The following is a 17,271-nucleotide window of genomic DNA, read 5'->3' as shown; positions in this document are numbered from 1 at the left end:
GCCGGGTGGGCGGAGTCAGACCCCCGCTGCGGTGAGGTCACCGCGGCGGAGGGTCGGGTCGTCGAACGTGTCCGCCGGGTCGGCGCTGGTGCCCATGATCTTGTTGTCGGCGTCGACGAAGACGACGTGCGGCTGGTAGGCCTTCGCCTCCTCGGTCGTCATCTGGCCGTACGCGATCAGGATGACCAGGTCGCCTGGGTGTACGAGCCGTGCGGCGGCGCCATTGATCCCGATCACGCCGGACCCCCGCTCGCCCGCGATCGTGTAGGTCTCCAGCCGGGCGCCGTTGGTGATGTCGACGATGTGCACGAGCTCGCCGGGCAGCAGGTCGGCGGCCTCGAGCAGGTCCTCGTCGACGGTGACCGAGCCGACGTAGTGCAGGTCGGCCTGGGTCACCGTGGCGCGGTGGATCTTCGACTTCATCATGGTGCGCAACATCAGTTGCTCCCCTCGCTTGAATCCGGGCTTGAATCCTGGGTGGTGGGCCCTCCGATGGTGAGGGGCAGGTTGTCGATCAGGCGGGTCGTCCCGACCCGGGCGGCGATGAGCGCGCGGGCGGGCGTGCCGGGCTCGACGCGACCCGGCAGCGGGGCGAGGTCCGTGGCCCGGATCTCGAGGTAGTCGAGGTCGACGCCGTCGGCCATCCGCAGCTCGGCCCGGGCGGCGTCGAGAGCCGCCTCCAGGCCGTACGACGCTTCACGGGCGGCCGCGTAGAGGACCCGGCTCAGGGTCGCCGCCTGCCGGCGCTGCTCGGCGTCGAGGTAGCGGTTGCGGCTGGAGCGGGCCAGGCCGTCGTCCTCGCGGTCGGTGGGCGCACCGATGATCTCGAGGGCGCCGCGGCTGCCGCTGATACAGAGGTCGGCCACCATCTGCCGGATCAGCACCAGCTGCTGGTAGTCCTTCTCGCCGAACACGGCGACGTCGGGCCGGACCAGGCCGAAGAGCTTGGCGACCACGGTGAGGACACCGCGGAAGTGACCGGGCCGGGTCCGGCCCTCGAGGTCGTCCGCGAGCGGGCCGGGCTCGACGGTCACCGCGCCCGCTCCGGTCCCTGAGCCCGTCGAAGGGTCGCGTGGGACGCCCCCCGGGTACATCTCGGCGACGGTGGGCGCGAAAACGACGTCGGCGCCCTCGCGGCCGCACAGCTCGAGGTCGGCGTCGAACGTGCGGGGGTAGCGGTCGAGGTCCTCGCCCGGCCCGAACTGCAGGGGGTTGACGAAGATCGACACCACCACCGCACCCTGGGCACCCGCGCGCTCGCGGGCGAGCCGGATCAGGCTGGCGTGGCCCTCGTGGAGCGCCCCCATGGTGGGCACGAGCACGACGTCCCCGGTCCGCTTGTCGGCCAGCCGGGTGATCAGGTCCGCGCGCGAGCGCGCCACGACCGGCGTCCGCACAGCGGTGGTCACCGGGATCAGCGCTCCGCTGCGTGGGTGGAGCGGGCGACGGCGGCGTCGAGGACCGCGACGATCCGAGCCGCCCGGATCGGGAGCACGCGGCCGTCGGTGACCGCGCGGTCGAGGGTGGCCCGCGCCATCGCGACGTACGACGGCAGCGTGTCGGGCCGGTTGGCGGCGATGTCCTCGAGGTGGGCCGCGACCGTCTTGACGTCGCCGCGGACGATCGGGCCGGTCAGCGCGGCGTCTCCGTGCGCGAGCGCGTTGTCGAGGGCGGCCTCGAGGAGCGGCCGCAGGGTGCCCGCCGGGTCGTCGGACCCGGCGGCGGTCAGCAGCTCCATCGCCTCGGTGACGAGGGTGACCAGGTGGTTGGCTCCGTGCGCGAGACCTGCGTGGTAGAGGGTGCGCATCTCCTCGGGCACCCACGTCGCCCGGCCGCCCAGCTCGCTGACGAGCTGCTCGGCGAGCTCCCGCTCCTCCGCACCGGCGGTGAGGCCGAAGACGCAGCCGTCGAGCCGGTCGAGGTCGACCTCGGTGCCGGTGAAGGTCATCGCCGGGTGGAGGGCGATCACCTTGGCGCCGACCGCGGCGGCGGGCGCCAGGACGGCGAGCCCGTGCCGCCCGGAGGTGTGCACGACGTACTGACCCTCGCGGAGGGCGCCGGAGTCGGCGAGCACGCGGACCACGTTGGCGAGCATGTCGTCGGGGACGGTGAGGAGCAGCAGGTCGCAGCCGCGCGCGACCGCGCTGGGCTTTTCGACCGGGACCCCCGGGAGAAGAGTGGCTGCGCGCTGCCGGGAGGCGTCGGACTCACCGGCGACGGTGGTCACGGGATGGCCTGCCTCGCGGAGGCGGGCGGCCAGCACGGCGCCTACCTTGCCGGCGCCGATCACACCGATGCTCAGGGCACGGTGCGCGGGCGACCTCGTCGACGGGGTCATCTTGTTCGAACCTTTCGTTCCAATCCCTCCGACCACCCGCTCGTGTGCGGGCCGGTGTGGGTACCGGACGTCTCTCATTCGATGCAACGCAAGCGTAGGTGCAACCGATGGCGCGCCGACAGGTCACGGCGGCGTGACGTGGGCTACACGCCCCGGTGCCACGTGTGACCGGTGAGACCTGAGTACGGTCATGGTGTGTTCCGGCGCCGGCGATCCACCCCCGCAGTCAGCGTGGTGGTCCCGGCGTACGACGTCGCGGTCTACCTCCCGGCCTGCCTCGACAGCCTGCTCGGGCAGACACTGCCGGACCTCGAGGTGGTCGTCGTCGACGACGGCTCGCCCGACGCGTCGGGCGCGATCGCCGACGAGTACGCCGCCCGCGACCCGCGGGTGCGGGTGCTGCACGTCGAGAACGGCGGGCTCGGCGCGGCCCGCAACGTCGGGATCCGGGAGGCGCGCGGGGAGTACCTCGGGTTCTGCGACGCCGACGACCTGATGACGCCGCGGGCGCTCGAGCTGCTGGTCGGCCGGGCGCGCGAGAGCGACGCGCCGCTGGTGACCGGCAACGTGGTGCGGCTCGAGGGTGAGCGCCGCGCGCGGATGCGCTGGATGGACCGGCTGCACGCCGATCCGGGTGCGATCGTCATCGACGACCTGCCCGAGCTGCTCGGCGACGTGTTCGCCTGGAACAAGCTCTTCCGGCGCGATTTCTGGGACGACGCAGGGCTGTCGTGGCCCGAGCGGATCCGCTACGAGGACCAGCCCACCACGACCGACGCCTACCTCCGGGCCGGACGGATCGGCATCGTGAGCGAGGTGGTCTACCTCTGGCGGGTGCGCGACGACGGCAGCTCGATCACCCAGCAGCGGGGGACTGTCGCCGACCTCACCGACCGCTGGACCACCAAGCGGATGGCGCTCGACGCCGTCGAGGCGTACGACGCCGCGGGGGTCACCGAGGTCTTCCGCGACCGGGTCCTGCCCGGCGACATGGGGACCTACTTCGTGAACATCCCGGACTGCTCCGACGAGTGGTGGGACCTGTTGGTGAGCGGGGTCCGGGAGCTCTGGGGCCCCGAGCGGTCACTGGCCCGCACGACGCTGCCGCCCGCGCAGCGACTGATCGGGTGGCTCGTCGAGCAGGACCGGCGCGAGGACGCCGCCCTCGTCAGCGGCTACGCGCGGAGCCTCGGCGGCCCGCTGCCCCGGATCACCCTGGCGGACGGGTCGGTGCGGGTCGACGTACCGGCGCTGGACCCGGCAACCGTGGACCCGGAGGCGATGCTCCTCCGGGCCCACGAGGCCTGACGTCGGGCTGTCAGCCGACGAGACCCTCCTGCTCGAGGAACTCGGCGGCGACGTCCTCCGGGGTCTCCCGGTCGACGGTGACCCGGGCGATCAGCTCGCCGAGGGTCGCGTTGTCGAGCGCCGCCATGAGCTCCTCGAGCGGCTCGCGAACGTCCTCGTGCTCCGCGAGGAACTCGGTCGACACGGCCGGGACGAGGTTCTGCGCCGGCTGGATGCCGCGGTCGTCCTCGAGCAGCACCAGGCCCTGGTCGTCCAGCGTGCCGTCGAGGGTGCCGGTCTGGCCGAGGTCGGCCTCGCCGTCGAGGACGGCCTGGTAGGTCTGCGGGGAGGCGTAGCCGAGCGGCAGCAGCTCGATGTCCATGCCGTAGACCTCGGTCAGCCCCGCCTCGCAGTCGTCGCGGCCCTCGCAGTCGGGGGCGGCGGCGAGGGTGACCGCCTCGCCCTCGAGGTCGGAGAGCAGGGTGACGCCGTTGTCGTCGGAGTACTCCTGGGTGACGAAGTAGGCGTTCTGCGACGCCGCCTCGGACGCCTCGAGGAGCGTGATGCCCTTCTCCTCGAGGAGCGGCTCCATCGCGGCGAGGGTCTCATCGAGGTCGCTGCTGCTGATCGGCTGGGCGTTCTCCCCGTTGGCGTCGGTGTTGAGCTGGTCGCCGAGGCCCGCGACGTACTCCGGGACGATGTCGACCGACCCCGGGAACTCGCTGAGGTACGCCGGGCGGGTGTCCACCAGCTTCTTCTCGACGTCGTAGCCGGCGTCGGTGAGCAGCGTCTCGTACATCGCGGTCACCAGGGCGGCCTCGTCGAAGCTCTGGCTCGCCAGGACGACGGTGCCGCCGCCGCCCGAGCCCGACTCGTTGCTGTCGTCGTCCTCGGTGAGGTCGTCGCCGGCGCAGCCGGCAGTGATGAGGAGGCCGCCCGAGAGGGCAGCCGCGATGAGGGTCCGGCGGATGGTCATGGGTGTCTACCTTCTGTGTCCCGCGGGGGTCCCGCGCGTGTCCGGTCGGCGGGAGCCCGCCTGGCGCTCCAGGGCGCCTGCCGACACCCTAGGCCGGATCGCCGACAGGCGCCCTGACCTTGGTCGGGACGGCCCGCTCGCGCGTCGGCTCGACCAGGCGCTGGGCGCCGGCGGCCGCGATCTCGAGCACCAGCGCCGCCACGGCCACCACCATCGCCGCGCCGATCCCCTCGCTGTACTGGTTGCGGGCGAACCCGGACACGATGATCGCCCCGACGCCGGGCCCCGCGACGAGAGCGGCGATGGTCGCGGTCGCCCACACCTGGACCAGGGCGAGCCGGACCCCCGACATCATCAGCGGCAGCGCGAGCGGGAGCTCGACGCGCCAGAACCGCTGGACGCCGGACATCCCCATCCCGTCGGCCGCCTCGAGGACGTCGTCGGGCACCTCCCGGATCGCGGTGTAGGTGGTGGTGACCAGGGGCGGCAGCGCGAAGAGCGCGAGGGCGATCAGGGTCGCCAGTCCGGCCCGGCCGTAGGGGCCGAGGTGGGCGGGACCCGGCCAGTCCGCCGTGACGAGGACGGCGAGCAGGGCGAACGTCGGGACCGCACGGCCGATGTTGGAGATGTTGATCGCCAGGAAGCCGCCGCGGCCGACGTGGCCCAGCCACAGCGCGACCGGGAGCCCGATCAGCAGGCCCAGGACCAGTGCGGTCACGGTCAGCAGCAGCTGCTCGGCCAGCCGGTCGAGCAGGCCGCCGGAGCCCGTCCAGCTCGCTGCGGTCGTGAGGTACTGCCAGGTCAGCTCGAAGAGGCTCATCGCGCCTCCTGCCGGGCCCACGGCGTCAGGAGCCGCTGCGCGACCACGAGCACGGCGTCGAGGAGCAGCGCGAGCAGCACGCACAGCACGGCGGCGGTGACGAGCTCGGCGCGGAAGTTGCGCTGCACGCCGTGCGAGATCAGGTCGCCGAGGCCGCCGTACGACACCAGCGTGCCGACCGTCGTGAGCGCCACCGTCGACACGGTCGCCACCCGCATCGCCGCGACCAGCACCGGGAGCGCCAGCGGGAGCTGCACCTTGAACAGCAGCCGGGCCGAGCCGTAGCCCAGCCCGACCGCCGACTCGACCACGTCGTCGGGCACCGACCGGAGGCCGTCGAGGAACCCGCGGACGAGGATGGTCAGCGCGTAGACGCCGAGGCCGATGATCACGGTGTTGGCGGACAGCCCGGTGAACGGCACGAGCAGCGGCAGCAGGGCCAGCGACGGGATCGTGTAGAGGCCGGTCGAGACGCCGAGGATCGTCGACTCGAGCCTCGGGTAGCGGCGCGCCAGCAGGGCCAGCGGGAACGCGAGCAGCAGCCCGAGGAGGACGGCGGCGACGGTGATCTGCAGGTGCTCGGTCGTCGCCGCCAGGATGTCGTCGCGCCGGTCATCGACGTACTCCGCGCACCACCACTCGTTGACGAACGCGCTGTAGCAGCTGGGCTCGCGCGCAGCCGGCGCGGCCGTGACTCCCAGTAAGGTCACGGCATGGACGCTACCGCGGACCAGCCGATGATCCGGCTCACCGGCGTCAGCAAGACCTACGCCGACGGCACGGTCGCAGTGCGGGAGCTGGACCTCGACGTCGGGCGTGGCGAGCTGGTCTGCCTGGTCGGCCCCTCGGGGTGCGGCAAGTCCACGACGCTGAAGATGATCAACCGTCTCGTCGAGCCCAGCACCGGCCTGATCGAGATCGACGGCCGCGACGTCACCCATGGCGACCCTGTCCAGCTGCGGCGCGGGATCGGCTACGTCATCCAGCAGATCGGGCTGTTCCCGCACCAGCGGGTCATCACCAACGTGATGACCGTGCCGCTGCTGTACGGCGAGTCGAAGGCGACCGCGCGGGAGCGCGCCCGCGAGCTGATGTCACTGGTCGGGCTCGACCCGGAGCTGTACGGCGACCGCTACCCCCACCAGCTCTCGGGAGGTCAGCGGCAGCGCGTCGGCGTGGCCCGGGCGCTGGCCGCGGACCCGCCGGTGCTGCTGATGGACGAGCCGTTCGGCGCGGTCGACCCGGTCATCCGCGGTCGGCTGCAGGAGGAGTTCCGGCGGCTGCAGCAGGAGCTCGGGAAGACCGTCGTGCTCGTCACCCACGACATCGACGAGGCCGTGCTCCTCGGCGACCGGGTCGCGGTGTTCGCCGAGGGAGGGCGGCTGCTGCAGTACGACACCCCGGCCGCCCTGCTCGCCCACCCGGTCGACGAGGAGGTCGCGACGTTCGTCGGCGCCGAGCGCGGCCTTCGCCGGCTGTCGGTGACCAGGATCGACCCTGCCCACCTCGAGCCGGTCGACGGCGTGAAGGCGGCCGAGCTCGCGTCGACGGTCGCCGTCGGCGCCACCCTCGAGGAGGCGCTCGCGCTGATGCTCCGCGACGACCGGGCGATGGTCGGCGTCACCGACGGGCCCCGGTTCGTGGGCGTGCTGACGCCCGCCGGGGTCCACCGGGCGCTGCGGAGGTCGCTGGAGGCCTAGGGCCCGGTCAGGCGCCCTTGCGGATCGACCGCGCGGCGAGGGCGGCCTCGGCGGCCTCCCACTGGGAGGTGAGCATGTCGACCTCGACCTCGAGCTCGGCGACCCGGACGACGGCCTGGGCGGCGCGCTCCTCGGCGTCACCGAGGCGCTCGGCGAGACGGGCGTTCTCCTTCTCGGCGAGGGCGGCCTGGCTCTCCACCTCGGCCAGCTCACGGCGGGCGTCGGCGAGCTCCTGGGCCGCGTCGGACAGGCGGCGCTCGAGGCGGGAGACGGTGGCGTCGCGCTTGGCGAGGCGGCCCTGCATGTCGGCGGCGAACTCGACGCCCTCGGCCGACCGCTTGCTGTCGAGCTCGCGGTAGGCCTGGGCCTGCGCCGCGCGGTCGCGGGCCGCTTCCAGGCGGGAGGCCATCAGCTCGCTGTGGGTGATCTTGGTGGCGGCGCCGCCGAGGAGCACGGCGAGCCCGCCGGCCACGGTCACGGCGAGCCACGACCCGGTGACCGCGGTGCCGGTGACCGCGAGCACGGCCACGAGCAGCAGGAGCACGGCGACCACGAGGCGGGTCGACCGCTGACGACGGCGGGAGCTGCCCGCTGAGATAGTCATGTGACTGACGTTACGGGTTGTTACTCGTGTTTCTGATGCGACACGCGCGCTCGAGAAGGAGCGCCGCTGAGACGCCGAGCACAGCGGCGGCCGCGGCGGCCAGCGACGGCCACATCCGGCCGTTGTCGGTCTCGGCCCGGACCCAGCTGAGGCCGTAGCCGAGGTAGCCGCCGGCGACGAGCGCGGCCACCAGGGCGCTCGCGCGGGCCAGGACCAGGCGGTTGACGGCCTGGTGCGGGAGCAGCCGCTCGCGTCGTACGTGCACCGTGCGCCAGGTCGCCCACGCGACGTAGCCGAGGATCACCGCCAGCAGGACCAGCGCCAGCGGCTGGCCCCACGTGACCAACGGCGGCACCCGGCCCAGGCGGTCGCTCACCGGGTGCAGCGCCCAGCCGAGCACCAGGCCCACGAGCGCCCAGCCGGCGATCACCCCCGGCGGGGTGGGGGTCAGCGAGCCCTGCGGCCCCGACGAGCCGGGGTCCTCGGGACCGTCGCCGCGAGGCTCCGGCTCCGGCTGGTCCCTCACTCGTCGTACTCGAGCACCAGGTCGTCGCGGCGGGTGAGGCCGTCGGTGCCGACCTTCTCGAGCAGCACCGAGATCGGTCCCTGCCCGGGGATCTGCGCGTCGGGCTCGAGGTCGAGCCACGGCTGGAGGACGAAGGCCCGCTCGTGCGCCTGCGGGTGCGGGAGCCGGAGCACGTCGGTCTCGCTGAGCCGGTCGCCGACCACGATCAGGTCGACGTCGAGGGTGCGCGGCGCGTTGCCGCCGTGGCTTCGGTCGCGGTCGTAGGCGTCCTCGATCGCGAGCGCGCGGTCGAGCAGGCGGTGGGCCGACAGCGTGGTGTCGACGAGCACCACGGCGTTGAGGAAGGTCGGGGAGTCCGGCGGGCAGTCCACCGGCTCGGTCTCGTAGACCGGCGAGACGCCGGTGATCCAGACGTCGGGGGTGTCGGCCAGTGCGTCGACCGCACCCTGGAGGTTGCCGAGCCGCTCGCCGAGGTTGGACCCGAGGGCGATGACCACCCGGCGGATCGGCCGCATCTCACCAGTGAGGGTGTCCGCGTCGATGATGTTGGGGTTGGGCGTCTCACTCATCGTCGGCCTCTCCCTTTCCGGGGGATGTCGGTGGTCGGTGTCGGGTGATCGTCAGCCGGACGTCGGCGAACGTGGCGTCGATCGGCGCGTCCGGCTTGTGCACGGTCACCCGCGCCCATTCAACACGAGCGTCCAAGAGGCACACACCGGCGATCCGCGTAGCGAGAGTCTCGATCAGGTCGACAGGTTCCCGAGCAACCGCCGCCGTCACCTCGTCCACGAGACTTCCGTAGTCGACGGTGTCACGCAAGTCGTCCGACGCCGCCGCGGGGGCGGTGTCGACGCCCAGCGTCAGGTCGATGACGAACACCTGGCCGTCGCGGCGCTCGTGCTCGAAAACGCCGTGGTGACCCCAGCACTCGATGCCGACCACGCTCAGCTCGTCGGTCATTTCTCCCTCTCGATCCGGTCCAGTGCGGTGAGCACATCACGGGTCGCCCGGACGTCGTGCACGCGGACCCCCCAGATGCCGTCCAGCGCCAGCGCCGCCACGATCGCGACGTGCGCGAACTCGCGCTCGTCGACCGGGCGCGGCGTCCCCCCGGTGGCCAGCAGGTCGCCGAGGAACCGCTTGCGGCTGGCCCCCACCAGCAGCGGGAACCCCAGGTCCCGGACCAGCCCGATCCGGCCGAGCAGCTCCCAGTTCTGGTCCCCGGTCTTGGCGAACCCGAGGCCCGGGTCGAGCACGATCCGGTCGCGGGCGACGCCGGCCGCGAGGATGGCGTCGACGCGTGCGCCCAGCTCGTCGGCCACGACAGCCGCCACGGGGCCGTCGTACGTCGTGAAGTCCTGCATCCGGTCGCTGTGCGCTCGCCAGTGCATGGCGACGTACGTCGCCCCTGACTCCGCCGCGACCTGGAGGATCCCCGGGTCGGCGAGGCCGCCGGAGACGTCGTTGACGATCCGGGCGCCGGCCCCGAGCGCGGCGGCCGCGACCTCGGCCCGCATGGTGTCGACCGAGACCGTCGCGCCGTCGGCGGCGAGCGCCTCGATCACGGGTACGACGCGGTCCAGCTCCTCCTCGAGCAGCGGCCGGGTCGCCCCCGGTCGGGTCGACTCACCGCCGACGTCCAAGATGTCCGCCCCGTCGGCCAGCAGCCGCCGTCCGTGCGCGATCGCCCGCTCGGCGTCGAGGTAGCGCCCGCCGTCGGAGAACGAGTCCGGCGTGACGTTGACGACGCCCATGACGAGCGGGGTCGAGGCCATGCGCGGCAGGCTATCCGGCCCGGCCACCGACCAGCAGCGCGGCGTTGTCCCCAGTCGTCCAGCCTGCGTTGACATGCCACGACGCCCGCCAGGAACGTCTCGTGAACGAACCGCTCAGCGGGTCCCGTGCATGATCAGGCTCATCGCCTCGTTGCGGGTGGCCGCGTTGTGCATCGAGCCGCGGATCGCAGAGGTGATGGTGCGGGCGCCCGCCTTGCGCACGCCGCGCATGGTCATGCAGAGGTGCTCGGCCTCGATCACGACGATGACGCCCCGGGCCTCGAGGATCTGCATCAGTGAGTCGGCGATCTGGGTGGTGAGCCGCTCCTGGACCTGCGGTCGCTTGGCGTAGACGTCGACCAGCCGGGCCAGCTTGGAGAGGCCGGTGATCTTGCCGGTCTCGGCGGGGATGTAGCCGACGTGCGCGACGCCGGTGAAGGGCACCAGGTGGTGCTCGCACATCGACCACAGCTCGATGTCGCGGACCAGGACCATCTCGTCGTGTCCAAGGTCGAAGGTCGTCGTCAGGACGTCGTCGGGCCGCTTGTGGAGACCGCTGGTCAGCTCGGCGTACGCGCGCGCCACCCGGGCGGGCGTCTCCAGGAGTCCCTCGCGCTCGGGGTCCTCGCCCATGGCGATGAGGAGCTCCCGCACGGCCGCCTCGGCGCGCGCGTGGTCGAACGGGGGGACCTCGGCAGGGTCGCGGTCCGGGGTGTGGATGGGGTCGAGCACGGAGGGAAGCCTAGGCGCCCATCGGCGGGCTCGGCGGCTTCGGGTCGGACGGGGGCGCGACCGGGTGCCCGCCGTAGACGTCGCCACCCGGCCCGGGCGGCGTCAGCACGGTGCCGGCGTCCTCGTGCTCGTCGGGCGCGGTGCCGTTGGTGCCGTTGGTCGCGGCGCGCTTGCGGATCTCCTCCGGGATCTCCACCGGCGGCTGGGTCGACGGCACCCGCGTGGGCGAGCCCGTCCAGGCCGGCCGCTCCGGACGCCGCTTGAGCGGCTCGAAGACCGCGGCGACCTCGGCCTTGTCGAGGGTCTCCTTGTCGAGCAGCGCCAGCACGAGCGCGTCGAGCACCTCGCGGTTCTCCTCGAGGATGTCGAAGGCCTCCTGGTGGGCGGCCGTGAGGAAGTTCTTGGTCTCCTCGTCGATGATCGCCGCGACGTCCTCGGAGTAGTTGCGGGTGTGGCCGATGTCGCGGCCGAGGAACGGCTCGCCGTTGGCCTCGCCCAGCTTGATCGCACCGAGCCGCTCGGTCATGCCGTACTGGGTGACCATCGCGCGGGCCAGGCTGGTGGCCTTCTCGATGTCGTTGCCGGCGCCCGTGGTCGGGTCGTGGAAGACCATCTCCTCGGCCGCCCGGCCACCCAGCATGTAGGCGAGCTTGTCGAGCATCTCGCTGCGGGTCTGGCTGTACTTGTCCTCGTCCGGCAGCACCATCGTGTAACCGAGCGCGCGGCCGCGCGGGAGGATCGTGATCTTGTGCACCGGGTCGGTGCCGGGGAGCGCCGCGGCGACGAGGGCGTGGCCGCCCTCGTGGTAGGCCGTGATCAGCTTCTCCTTCTCCGACATCAGGCGGGAGTTGCGCTGCGGGCCGGCGATGACCCGGTCGATCGCCTCGTCGAGCGCCGAGGCCGTGATCTGCTTCTGGTTGTTGCGCGCGGTCAGCAGCGCGGCCTCGTTGAGGACGTTGGCCAGGTCGGCACCGCTGAAGCCGGGGGTACGACGCGCCACACCCATCAGGTCGACGTCGGGACCCAGCGGCTTGCCCCTCGAGTGCACCTCGAGGATCCGCTTGCGGCCGGCCAGGTCGGGGGCGTCGACGCCGATCTGCCGGTCGAACCGGCCGGGGCGCAGCAGCGCCGGGTCGAGGACGTCGGGCCGGTTGGTGGCAGCGATCAGGATGACGCCGCCGCGGACGTCGAAGCCGTCCATCTCGACGAGCAGCTGGTTGAGGGTCTGCTCGCGCTCGTCGTGACCGCCGCCCATGCCGGCGCCGCGGTGGCGGCCGACGGCGTCGATCTCGTCGATGAAGACGATCGCGGGGGCGTTCTCCTTGGCCTGCTCGAACAGGTCGCGGACGCGGGAGGCACCGACACCGACGAACATCTCGACGAAGTCGGAGCCGGAGATGGAGTAGAACGGCACCCCGGCCTCCCCGGCGACCGCCCGGGCCAGCAGCGTCTTGCCGGTGCCCGGAGGGCCGTAGAGCAGGACGCCCTTGGGGATCTTGGCGCCGACGGCCTGGAACTTCGCCGGCTCCTGGAGGAACTCCTTGATCTCGCCGAGCTCCTCGATCGCCTCGTCGCAGCCGGCGACGTCGGCGAAGGTGGTCTTCGGCATGTCCTTGCTGATCATCTTCGCCTTGGACTTGCCGAACTGCATGACGCCCCGGCCGCCGCCCTGGACGTTGTTCATGAGGAAGATGAACAGCAGGATGATCAGCGCGAACGGCAGCAGCGTCGCCAGGAGCGAGCCGAGCAGGCTGGGCTGCGGGTTCTCGGAGTTCGACTCCTCGATGGTGCCCTCGGCGACCTGCTCGTCGACGGCGGCGAGGATCGTCTCCTGCTGGCCCTGGATGTAGTGGGACATCACCTTGTCGCCCTCGTCACGGGCGCCGGAGTCGAGCGTGGCCTCGATCGTCTGGTCGCCGTCGATGAAGGTGATCTCCTTGACCTCCCCGTCGGCGATGTACTCGCTCATCCGGGAGGTCGAGACCTCGTCGTACCCGCCACCGGGCGCGAGGAACTCCAGGGCGAGAAGGACCGCGAGGACCGCCACCACGATCCACAGCCAAGGACCCCTGAACACGCGCTTCACAGACTCATCCGCTCCTACCGGGCCCGATCGGACCCCAACCCCGGGCCGTGTTGGCCATGACCCGGGCACAAGTGATCCGACGACGTTACCTGCCGCCGGTTTCCTTCATTGTCGCAGCCCGGTGGTAGGACCCAAGGGTCAACGATCCCAGGGCGGCCGAGTGACGAGCGGCTGGTCCCCCCGTGACCAGGACCCCGTCACGGACAGCCGTCACGAATAGACGTGCGGGGCGAGGGTTCCGATGTCGCGCAGGTTGCGGTAGCGCTCGCGGTAGTCCAGCCCGTAGCCGACGACGAACTCGTTGGGGATGTCCCACCCGACGTACTTCACGTCGACCGGCATCTGCAGCGCCTCCGGCTTGCGGAGGAGGGTGCAGATCTCGACGCTCGCCGGGCCACGCGACCCGAGGTTCGAGGTGAGCCACGAGAGGGTCAGGCCGGTGTCGATGATCTCGTCGACGATCACGACGTGGCGGCCGGTGATGTCGGCGTCGAGGTCCTTGAGGATCCGGACGACGCCCGACGACTTCGTGCCGGAGCCGTAGGACGACACTGCCATCCAGTCCATCTCGACGTGGCGGCCGAGCGCGCGGGCGAGGTCGGCCATCACCATGACCGCTCCGCGGAGGACGCCGACGATGACGAGGTCCTTGCCCTCGTAGTCGCGCTCGATCTCGGCTGCCAGCTCACCGAGCCGGTCGAGGATCTGCTTCTCGGTGAAGAGCACCTCGACCAGGTCCTTCTCGACTGCCCCAGAGTCCATGAGCGTCATCGTGGCACAGGAGTCGGGCGGAAGCGCAGGCGACCGCTCTCGCGGTAGGCGGAGACGTGGCCCGGGAGCTGCACCTCGCCGTCGGCCAGGCCGGCAGCGAGGTCGACGAGCGCTCGCACGTGGACGTGGAAGAGCTCGCTGTCGATCGCCCCGGCGTCGAGCGCGGCGAGCCGGAGCACGCGCGAGGCGACGGCCCGGTGGAGGTCGTGGAGCCGGTCGAGCGGCAGGCCCTCGGCCCCGCGAGCGGCCGGGGTCCGCAGGTCGTCGTACGCCGTGCGGGCCAGGGCGTCGAGCGCCTCCACGTCGTCGCGGACCTGGTCGGCGGTCCGGGCGAGCGCGGCGGCGACGCCGGGGCCGAGGTTCTCCTCCAGGACCGGCAGGACCGTACGACGCACGCGGACCCGCGCGTAGCCCGGATCGTCGTTGTGGGGGTCGTCCCAGGGCGCGAGGCCCTCGACCTGACAGGCGGTCAGGGTGTCGTCGCGGGTGACGTCGAGCAGCGGGCGGGCGTAGTGGTCGAACGCCCGCCGCATCCCGGCCAGCGACCGCGCGCCCGAGCCGCGGGCCAGGCCCAGCAGCACCGTCTCGGCCTGGTCGTCGCGGGTGTGACCGAGCAGCACGAGGACGGCGCCGAAGTGCTCGCGCAGCTGCTCGAGCGCGTCGTACCTGGCCCGGCGGGCGGCGGCCTCCGGGCCCTGGCCGCCGCCGTGGACCTCGACCCGGATGGTCGCCGTCTCGTCGACGCCCAGCTCGGCGAGCTGGCCGATGACCCGCGCCGCCTGGTCGGCGGAACCGGGCTGGAGCCCGTGGTCGACGGTCGCGCCGATCACGCGCAGGCCGGCCTTGTGCCCCTCGAACACGGTGGCTGCGGCGAGCGCGAGCGAGTCGGCGCCGCCCGAGCAGGCGACGAGGACCGCGTCGCCTGGCTCGATGCCGGCCAGCACCCCGCGGACGCCGCGTCGGCACGCGGCCACGGAGGGATGGAGCGCCACGGTCCTATCCCAGCACGCGCCGGACCCAGCCGTCGTGGTCGGTCAGCTCGGCCTTCGACGGCAGGTGCGCCGGCTCGGCCCAGACCGCGTTGAACTCGTCCATGCCGACCTTGTCGACGACGGCGCGGACGAACCTGGCTCCGTCGCGGTACTGCGCCATCTTCGCCTCGAGGCCGAGCAGCCGGCGCAGGATCCGGTCGAGGGTGCCGATCCCCTGGCGGCGCTTGGTGAACTTCGCGCGGATCTCCTTGACCGAGCCGATCACCTGCGGGCCCACGTCGTCCATGACCACGTCGGCGTGCCCCTCGAGCAGCGACATCATGCCGGTCACCCGGTCGAGGATCTCGCGCTGCTCGGGAGTGCTGAACATGTCGATGATGCTGCCGCCCTGCCGGCCGGCCTTGATCGCGTCGGTGATCCGGTCGAGCCCGCCCTCGAGGAGGGAGCCGGGGTCGAGGGTCTCGCCGATCGCCTCGATCTCGGAGAAGAGGTGGTCACGCATCCACGGGACCGCCGTGAACTGCACGCGGTGGGTCTCCTCGTGCAGGCACACCCAGAGCCGGAAGTCGGACGGGTCGACGTCGAGCTCCCGCTCGACGTGCACGATGTTGGGCGCGACGAGGAGCAGCCGGCCGGCGGGGTCGTGGAACGGGTCGAACTGGCCGAGCACCTTGCCGGCCAGGAAGCCCAGCAGGCCCCCGACCTCGGCGCCGGTCACCTTCGAGCCGATCATCTGCGAGATCCGGTGCGGCTCGCGCTTCTCGACGAGCTTGCGCATCATCGGACCGGTCGCGACCTTGAAGCCCTCCGCGTTGGCACGCACCCAGCCCGGCCGGTCGACCACCAGCAGTGGCGCGGTGCCGTCGGGCGCGTCGAGCCCGGTGAAGTCGCGGACCAGGCCCGTGCTGCGCACGGCATCAGCCCGGAGCTCGGCCACCACCGAGCCCGCCTCGGCCCGCGTCACGGTGGGGCCTTCGCCGGCGAGCTTCGACCCGATCGCGACGGCGAGCCCCCAGTCCACCATCTGCGGCTCGGGGCTCGGGGCGGGGCTCGTCATGCCGTGAAGCGTACGGGGCGGCGCCGAGCCGGCGCCGGGTCATCGGGCGCAGTGGCAGGCGCCGAGGGCGCCGGCGGCGTTGTCCATCGCGACCTCGGCGAGCTCCGCGCGGTTCCGGCGGACCTTGTCGGCGAGCATCGCGAAGACCAGGAGCGAACCGTCGATGTCGACGGCGATGCCGGCGAGCGAGGTCACGCCGGTGAGGGTGCCGGTCTTGGCGCGGACCCGCCCCGGGCCCTCGGCCGCCGCCTGGTCGAACCGGTCTGCGAGCGAGCCGGTGAAGCCCGCGACCGGGAGGCTGGTGATGACCGACCGCAGGTCGGGCTGGTCGTCGGACGCTGCCCAGCGGATGACGTCGAGCAGGAGCTGGGGCGACATCTGGTTCTCGCGGGAGAGGCCGCTGCCGTCGTAGAGGACGCTGCCGCGCATCTCGATGTCGTTGGCGGCGAGCGCCCGCTCGACGCCCCGCTGGCCGCCGCTGAACGAGCCCTCTCCCTGCTCGGCGATGCCGATGTGGCGCAGCAGCACCTCGGACGCCTCGTTGTCGGAGACCTCGATGATCCGCTGCACGATCTGCGCCAGCGGCGCGGAGGCGACCGCCGCCATCTCGGGTGCGCCGCCTTCGGCGACCGTCGCCGTGGGCGATCCGACGATGGAGACCCCGGCTGCGGAGAGGGCGTTCGAGAACACCTGGGCGGCGGTGAGGGACGGGTCCGCCACCCTGCCGTAGCCGATCGGGTCGCGGCCCTCGTCGACCCACAGCGAGGTGATCGGGGAGACGATGTCGTCCGGCACGTAGTCGGGACGCCAGTGCGGGTTTTCGGTCGGCCCGCTGAACAGCGAGTCGTCGTAGCCGAGCCGCACCCGGCGTACGCCGTCGGCGCGCAGCGACCGCGCCGTCTGCCGCGCGAGGGCGACCACGTCGGACTTCGGCGCCGCGAAGGTCGCGGCGGTGCTGGTGCCCCACTGGGCCTTCGGGCTGCTCAGCAGGAACGGGTCGCCGCCGCCGACCAGGACCAGGCGTGGGGTGCCACCGCCGCTCTCGAGCACCGTCCGGGTCTCGAAGACGCGGTCGGGGCCGAGGAGGTAGAGCGCGACCGCGCTGGTGACGATCTTCGTCGTCGACGCCGGGATCGCGAGCCTTGCGGTCGAGGAGCCGTAGGAGAAGCCGTCGAACGCGCCCTCGAGCGGCGCGACCGCGGCGAGCACGTTGCGACCGAGGTCGCGGTCCCGCAGGTAGCCGGTGATCGCGGCCTGCACGGCGGCGGGATCGAGCCGGACCGAGCCGTCGGCGGGCGGCGCGACCGGACGCGGACGGCGCACCGGAGGTACGTCGACCTCGGACGGGGGTGCGATCGCCGCCGGGTCGACCGGCCGGTCCCCGTCGCCGTCCAGGAAGCGGTCGAGCCAGCCGAGCTGCCAGCCCACGACGCCGACCACGAGGAGCAGCGCCAGCGCGGCCGACACCCAGCCCACGAGGGACGCCCGGTTGTGGTCCAGGTCACGCTGGGCCACGATCTCACCCCTCTCGACTGCGCGTTCGGGCACATTCTGCGGGAGGATGTCCCCCGTCGTGGAAACGGGCCCTCCCGCGGGTCCTGCGGAGC

19 protein-coding genes are annotated in these 17,271 nt (G+C 72.5%); 2 read left to right on the top strand and 17 right to left on the bottom strand.

What is annotated here, in order from left to right:
* Window positions 1-15: 15 nt before the first annotated feature.
* Genes panD through F0U47_RS05020 form a run of 3 tightly spaced genes read right to left on the bottom strand, consistent with a single transcriptional unit; the run spans window position 16 to window position 2,338 of the window.
* Complete coding sequence (panD, locus tag F0U47_RS05030; RefSeq protein ID WP_149749236.1) at window positions 16-438, bottom strand: aspartate 1-decarboxylase; 423 nt, start codon at window positions 436-438, stop codon at window positions 16-18.
* Entirely contained in the window at window positions 438-1,409 is a 972-nt protein-coding gene (gene panC / locus F0U47_RS05025; protein WP_246159459.1) for a pantoate--beta-alanine ligase, read from the bottom strand. Before panC ends, panD begins: the two co-directional genes overlap by 1 nt.
* A 5-nt stretch (window positions 1,410-1,414) precedes the next feature.
* Window positions 1,415-2,338, bottom strand: a complete 924-nt coding sequence (locus F0U47_RS05020; protein WP_149749235.1) for a Rossmann-like and DUF2520 domain-containing protein — start codon at window positions 2,336-2,338, stop codon at window positions 1,415-1,417.
* A 171-nt stretch (window positions 2,339-2,509) separates the two neighbouring features.
* On the opposite strand from F0U47_RS05020, the gene F0U47_RS05015 reads away from it, so the two are divergent.
* A complete protein-coding gene (locus tag F0U47_RS05015; protein WP_246159458.1) occupies window positions 2,510-3,646 on the top strand; it encodes a glycosyltransferase family 2 protein in 1,137 nt (378 codons plus the stop codon).
* Window positions 3,647-3,656: 10 nt separating this feature from the next.
* Here F0U47_RS05015 and F0U47_RS05010 read toward each other — a convergent pair whose 3' ends face one another.
* From F0U47_RS05010 to F0U47_RS05000, 3 genes are all read right to left on the bottom strand, one after another.
* Window positions 3,657-4,601 carry a glycine betaine ABC transporter substrate-binding protein gene (locus tag F0U47_RS05010; RefSeq protein ID WP_149749234.1) on the bottom strand — a complete coding sequence of 315 codons (945 nt, stop codon included), beginning with the start codon at window positions 4,599-4,601 and terminating at the stop codon, window positions 3,657-3,659.
* 88 nt (window positions 4,602-4,689) lie between these two features.
* Window positions 4,690-5,421 (bottom strand): ABC transporter permease, encoded by a 732-nt coding sequence (locus F0U47_RS05005; protein WP_149749233.1) that lies wholly within the window; start codon window positions 5,419-5,421, stop codon window positions 4,690-4,692.
* The gene (locus tag F0U47_RS05000) at window positions 5,418-6,131 is read right to left on the bottom strand and encodes an ABC transporter permease (protein ID WP_149749232.1); all 714 of its coding nucleotides are present in this window, start codon (window positions 6,129-6,131) and stop codon (window positions 5,418-5,420) included. The genes F0U47_RS05005 and F0U47_RS05000 overlap by 4 nt, the downstream gene beginning before the upstream one ends.
* A gap of 3 nt (window positions 6,132-6,134) precedes the next feature.
* On the opposite strand from F0U47_RS05000, the gene F0U47_RS04995 reads away from it, so the two are divergent.
* Complete coding sequence (locus F0U47_RS04995) at window positions 6,135-7,121, top strand: ABC transporter ATP-binding protein (protein ID WP_246159457.1); 987 nt, start codon at window positions 6,135-6,137, stop codon at window positions 7,119-7,121.
* A 7-nt stretch (window positions 7,122-7,128) separates the two neighbouring features.
* Here the strand turns inward: F0U47_RS04995 and F0U47_RS04990 are convergent, their stop codons facing one another.
* From F0U47_RS04990 to dacB, 11 genes are all read right to left on the bottom strand, one after another.
* The gene (locus F0U47_RS04990) at window positions 7,129-7,725 is read right to left on the bottom strand and encodes a hypothetical protein (protein ID WP_149749231.1); all 597 of its coding nucleotides are present in this window, start codon (window positions 7,723-7,725) and stop codon (window positions 7,129-7,131) included.
* Between the two features lie 10 nt (window positions 7,726-7,735).
* Window positions 7,736-8,251 carry a DUF3180 family protein gene (locus F0U47_RS04985; protein ID WP_246159456.1) on the bottom strand — a complete coding sequence of 172 codons (516 nt, stop codon included), beginning with the start codon at window positions 8,249-8,251 and terminating at the stop codon, window positions 7,736-7,738.
* A complete protein-coding gene (folK, locus tag F0U47_RS04980; RefSeq protein WP_149749230.1) occupies window positions 8,248-8,820 on the bottom strand; it encodes a 2-amino-4-hydroxy-6-hydroxymethyldihydropteridine diphosphokinase in 573 nt (190 codons plus the stop codon). Before folK ends, F0U47_RS04985 begins: the two co-directional genes overlap by 4 nt.
* Window positions 8,813-9,211 carry a dihydroneopterin aldolase gene (gene folB / locus F0U47_RS04975; protein ID WP_149749229.1) on the bottom strand — a complete coding sequence of 133 codons (399 nt, stop codon included), beginning with the start codon at window positions 9,209-9,211 and terminating at the stop codon, window positions 8,813-8,815. Before folB ends, folK begins: the two co-directional genes overlap by 8 nt.
* Window positions 9,208-10,026 (bottom strand): dihydropteroate synthase, encoded by an 819-nt coding sequence (gene folP, locus F0U47_RS04970; RefSeq protein ID WP_149749228.1) that lies wholly within the window; start codon window positions 10,024-10,026, stop codon window positions 9,208-9,210. Before folP ends, folB begins: the two co-directional genes overlap by 4 nt.
* 114 nt (window positions 10,027-10,140) lie before the next feature.
* Window positions 10,141-10,659, bottom strand: a complete 519-nt coding sequence (folE, locus tag F0U47_RS04965; protein ID WP_246159484.1) for a GTP cyclohydrolase I FolE — start codon at window positions 10,657-10,659, stop codon at window positions 10,141-10,143.
* Window positions 10,660-10,768: 109 nt separating this feature from the next.
* On the bottom strand, window positions 10,769-12,844 hold the full coding sequence (gene ftsH / locus F0U47_RS04960) for an ATP-dependent zinc metalloprotease FtsH (RefSeq protein WP_149749227.1): 2,076 nt from the start codon (window positions 12,842-12,844) through the stop codon (window positions 10,769-10,771).
* 210 nt (window positions 12,845-13,054) lie between these two features.
* A complete protein-coding gene (gene hpt / locus F0U47_RS04955; protein WP_149749226.1) occupies window positions 13,055-13,606 on the bottom strand; it encodes a hypoxanthine phosphoribosyltransferase in 552 nt (183 codons plus the stop codon).
* Window positions 13,607-13,611: 5 nt separating this feature from the next.
* Entirely contained in the window at window positions 13,612-14,607 is a 996-nt protein-coding gene (tilS, locus tag F0U47_RS04950) for a tRNA lysidine(34) synthetase TilS (protein WP_149749225.1), read from the bottom strand.
* Between the two features lie 4 nt (window positions 14,608-14,611).
* On the bottom strand, window positions 14,612-15,664 hold the full coding sequence (locus F0U47_RS04945) for a zinc-dependent metalloprotease (protein WP_246159455.1): 1,053 nt from the start codon (window positions 15,662-15,664) through the stop codon (window positions 14,612-14,614).
* A gap of 39 nt (window positions 15,665-15,703) precedes the next feature.
* Window positions 15,704-17,179, bottom strand: coding sequence for a D-alanyl-D-alanine carboxypeptidase/D-alanyl-D-alanine endopeptidase (dacB, locus tag F0U47_RS04940; RefSeq protein WP_188111176.1), 1,476 nt, complete (start codon window positions 17,177-17,179; stop codon window positions 15,704-15,706).
* Between the last annotated feature and the right edge of the window lie 92 nt (window positions 17,180-17,271).

The sequence above is a fragment of the Nocardioides antri genome, assembly GCF_008373765.1.
In the GTDB taxonomy this organism is placed as follows: domain Bacteria; phylum Actinomycetota; class Actinomycetes; order Propionibacteriales; family Nocardioidaceae; genus Nocardioides; species Nocardioides antri.
The sequence above is the reverse complement of the archived record's forward strand: the minus strand, read 5'-3'. Positions and strand labels throughout refer to the sequence as shown.

Excerpts from the sequence above, each read along its gene's own strand:
- panD (WP_149749236.1), bottom strand. The coding sequence starts at position 438 with ATGTTGCGCACCATGATGAAGTCGAAGATCCACCGCGCCACGGTGACC.
- F0U47_RS05020 (WP_149749235.1), bottom strand. The coding sequence starts at position 2,338 with ATGACCCCGTCGACGAGGTCGCCCGCGCACCGTGCCCTGAGCATCGGT.
- F0U47_RS05010 (WP_149749234.1), bottom strand. The coding sequence starts at position 4,601 with ATGACCATCCGCCGGACCCTCATCGCGGCTGCCCTCTCGGGCGGCCTC.
- F0U47_RS05005 (WP_149749233.1), bottom strand. The coding sequence starts at position 5,421 with ATGAGCCTCTTCGAGCTGACCTGGCAGTACCTCACGACCGCAGCGAGC.
- F0U47_RS04995 (WP_246159457.1), top strand. The coding sequence starts at position 6,135 with ATGGACGCTACCGCGGACCAGCCGATGATCCGGCTCACCGGCGTCAGC.
- F0U47_RS04990 (WP_149749231.1), bottom strand. The coding sequence starts at position 7,725 with ATGACTATCTCAGCGGGCAGCTCCCGCCGTCGTCAGCGGTCGACCCGC.
- folK (WP_149749230.1), bottom strand. The coding sequence starts at position 8,820 with ATGAGTGAGACGCCCAACCCCAACATCATCGACGCGGACACCCTCACT.
- folB (WP_149749229.1), bottom strand. The coding sequence starts at position 9,211 with ATGACCGACGAGCTGAGCGTGGTCGGCATCGAGTGCTGGGGTCACCAC.
- folP (WP_149749228.1), bottom strand. The coding sequence starts at position 10,026 with ATGGCCTCGACCCCGCTCGTCATGGGCGTCGTCAACGTCACGCCGGAC.
- folE (WP_246159484.1), bottom strand. The coding sequence starts at position 10,659 with ATGGGCGAGGACCCCGAGCGCGAGGGACTCCTGGAGACGCCCGCCCGG.
- hpt (WP_149749226.1), bottom strand. The coding sequence starts at position 13,606 with ATGGACTCTGGGGCAGTCGAGAAGGACCTGGTCGAGGTGCTCTTCACC.
- F0U47_RS04945 (WP_246159455.1), bottom strand. The coding sequence starts at position 15,664 with ATGACGAGCCCCGCCCCGAGCCCCGAGCCGCAGATGGTGGACTGGGGG.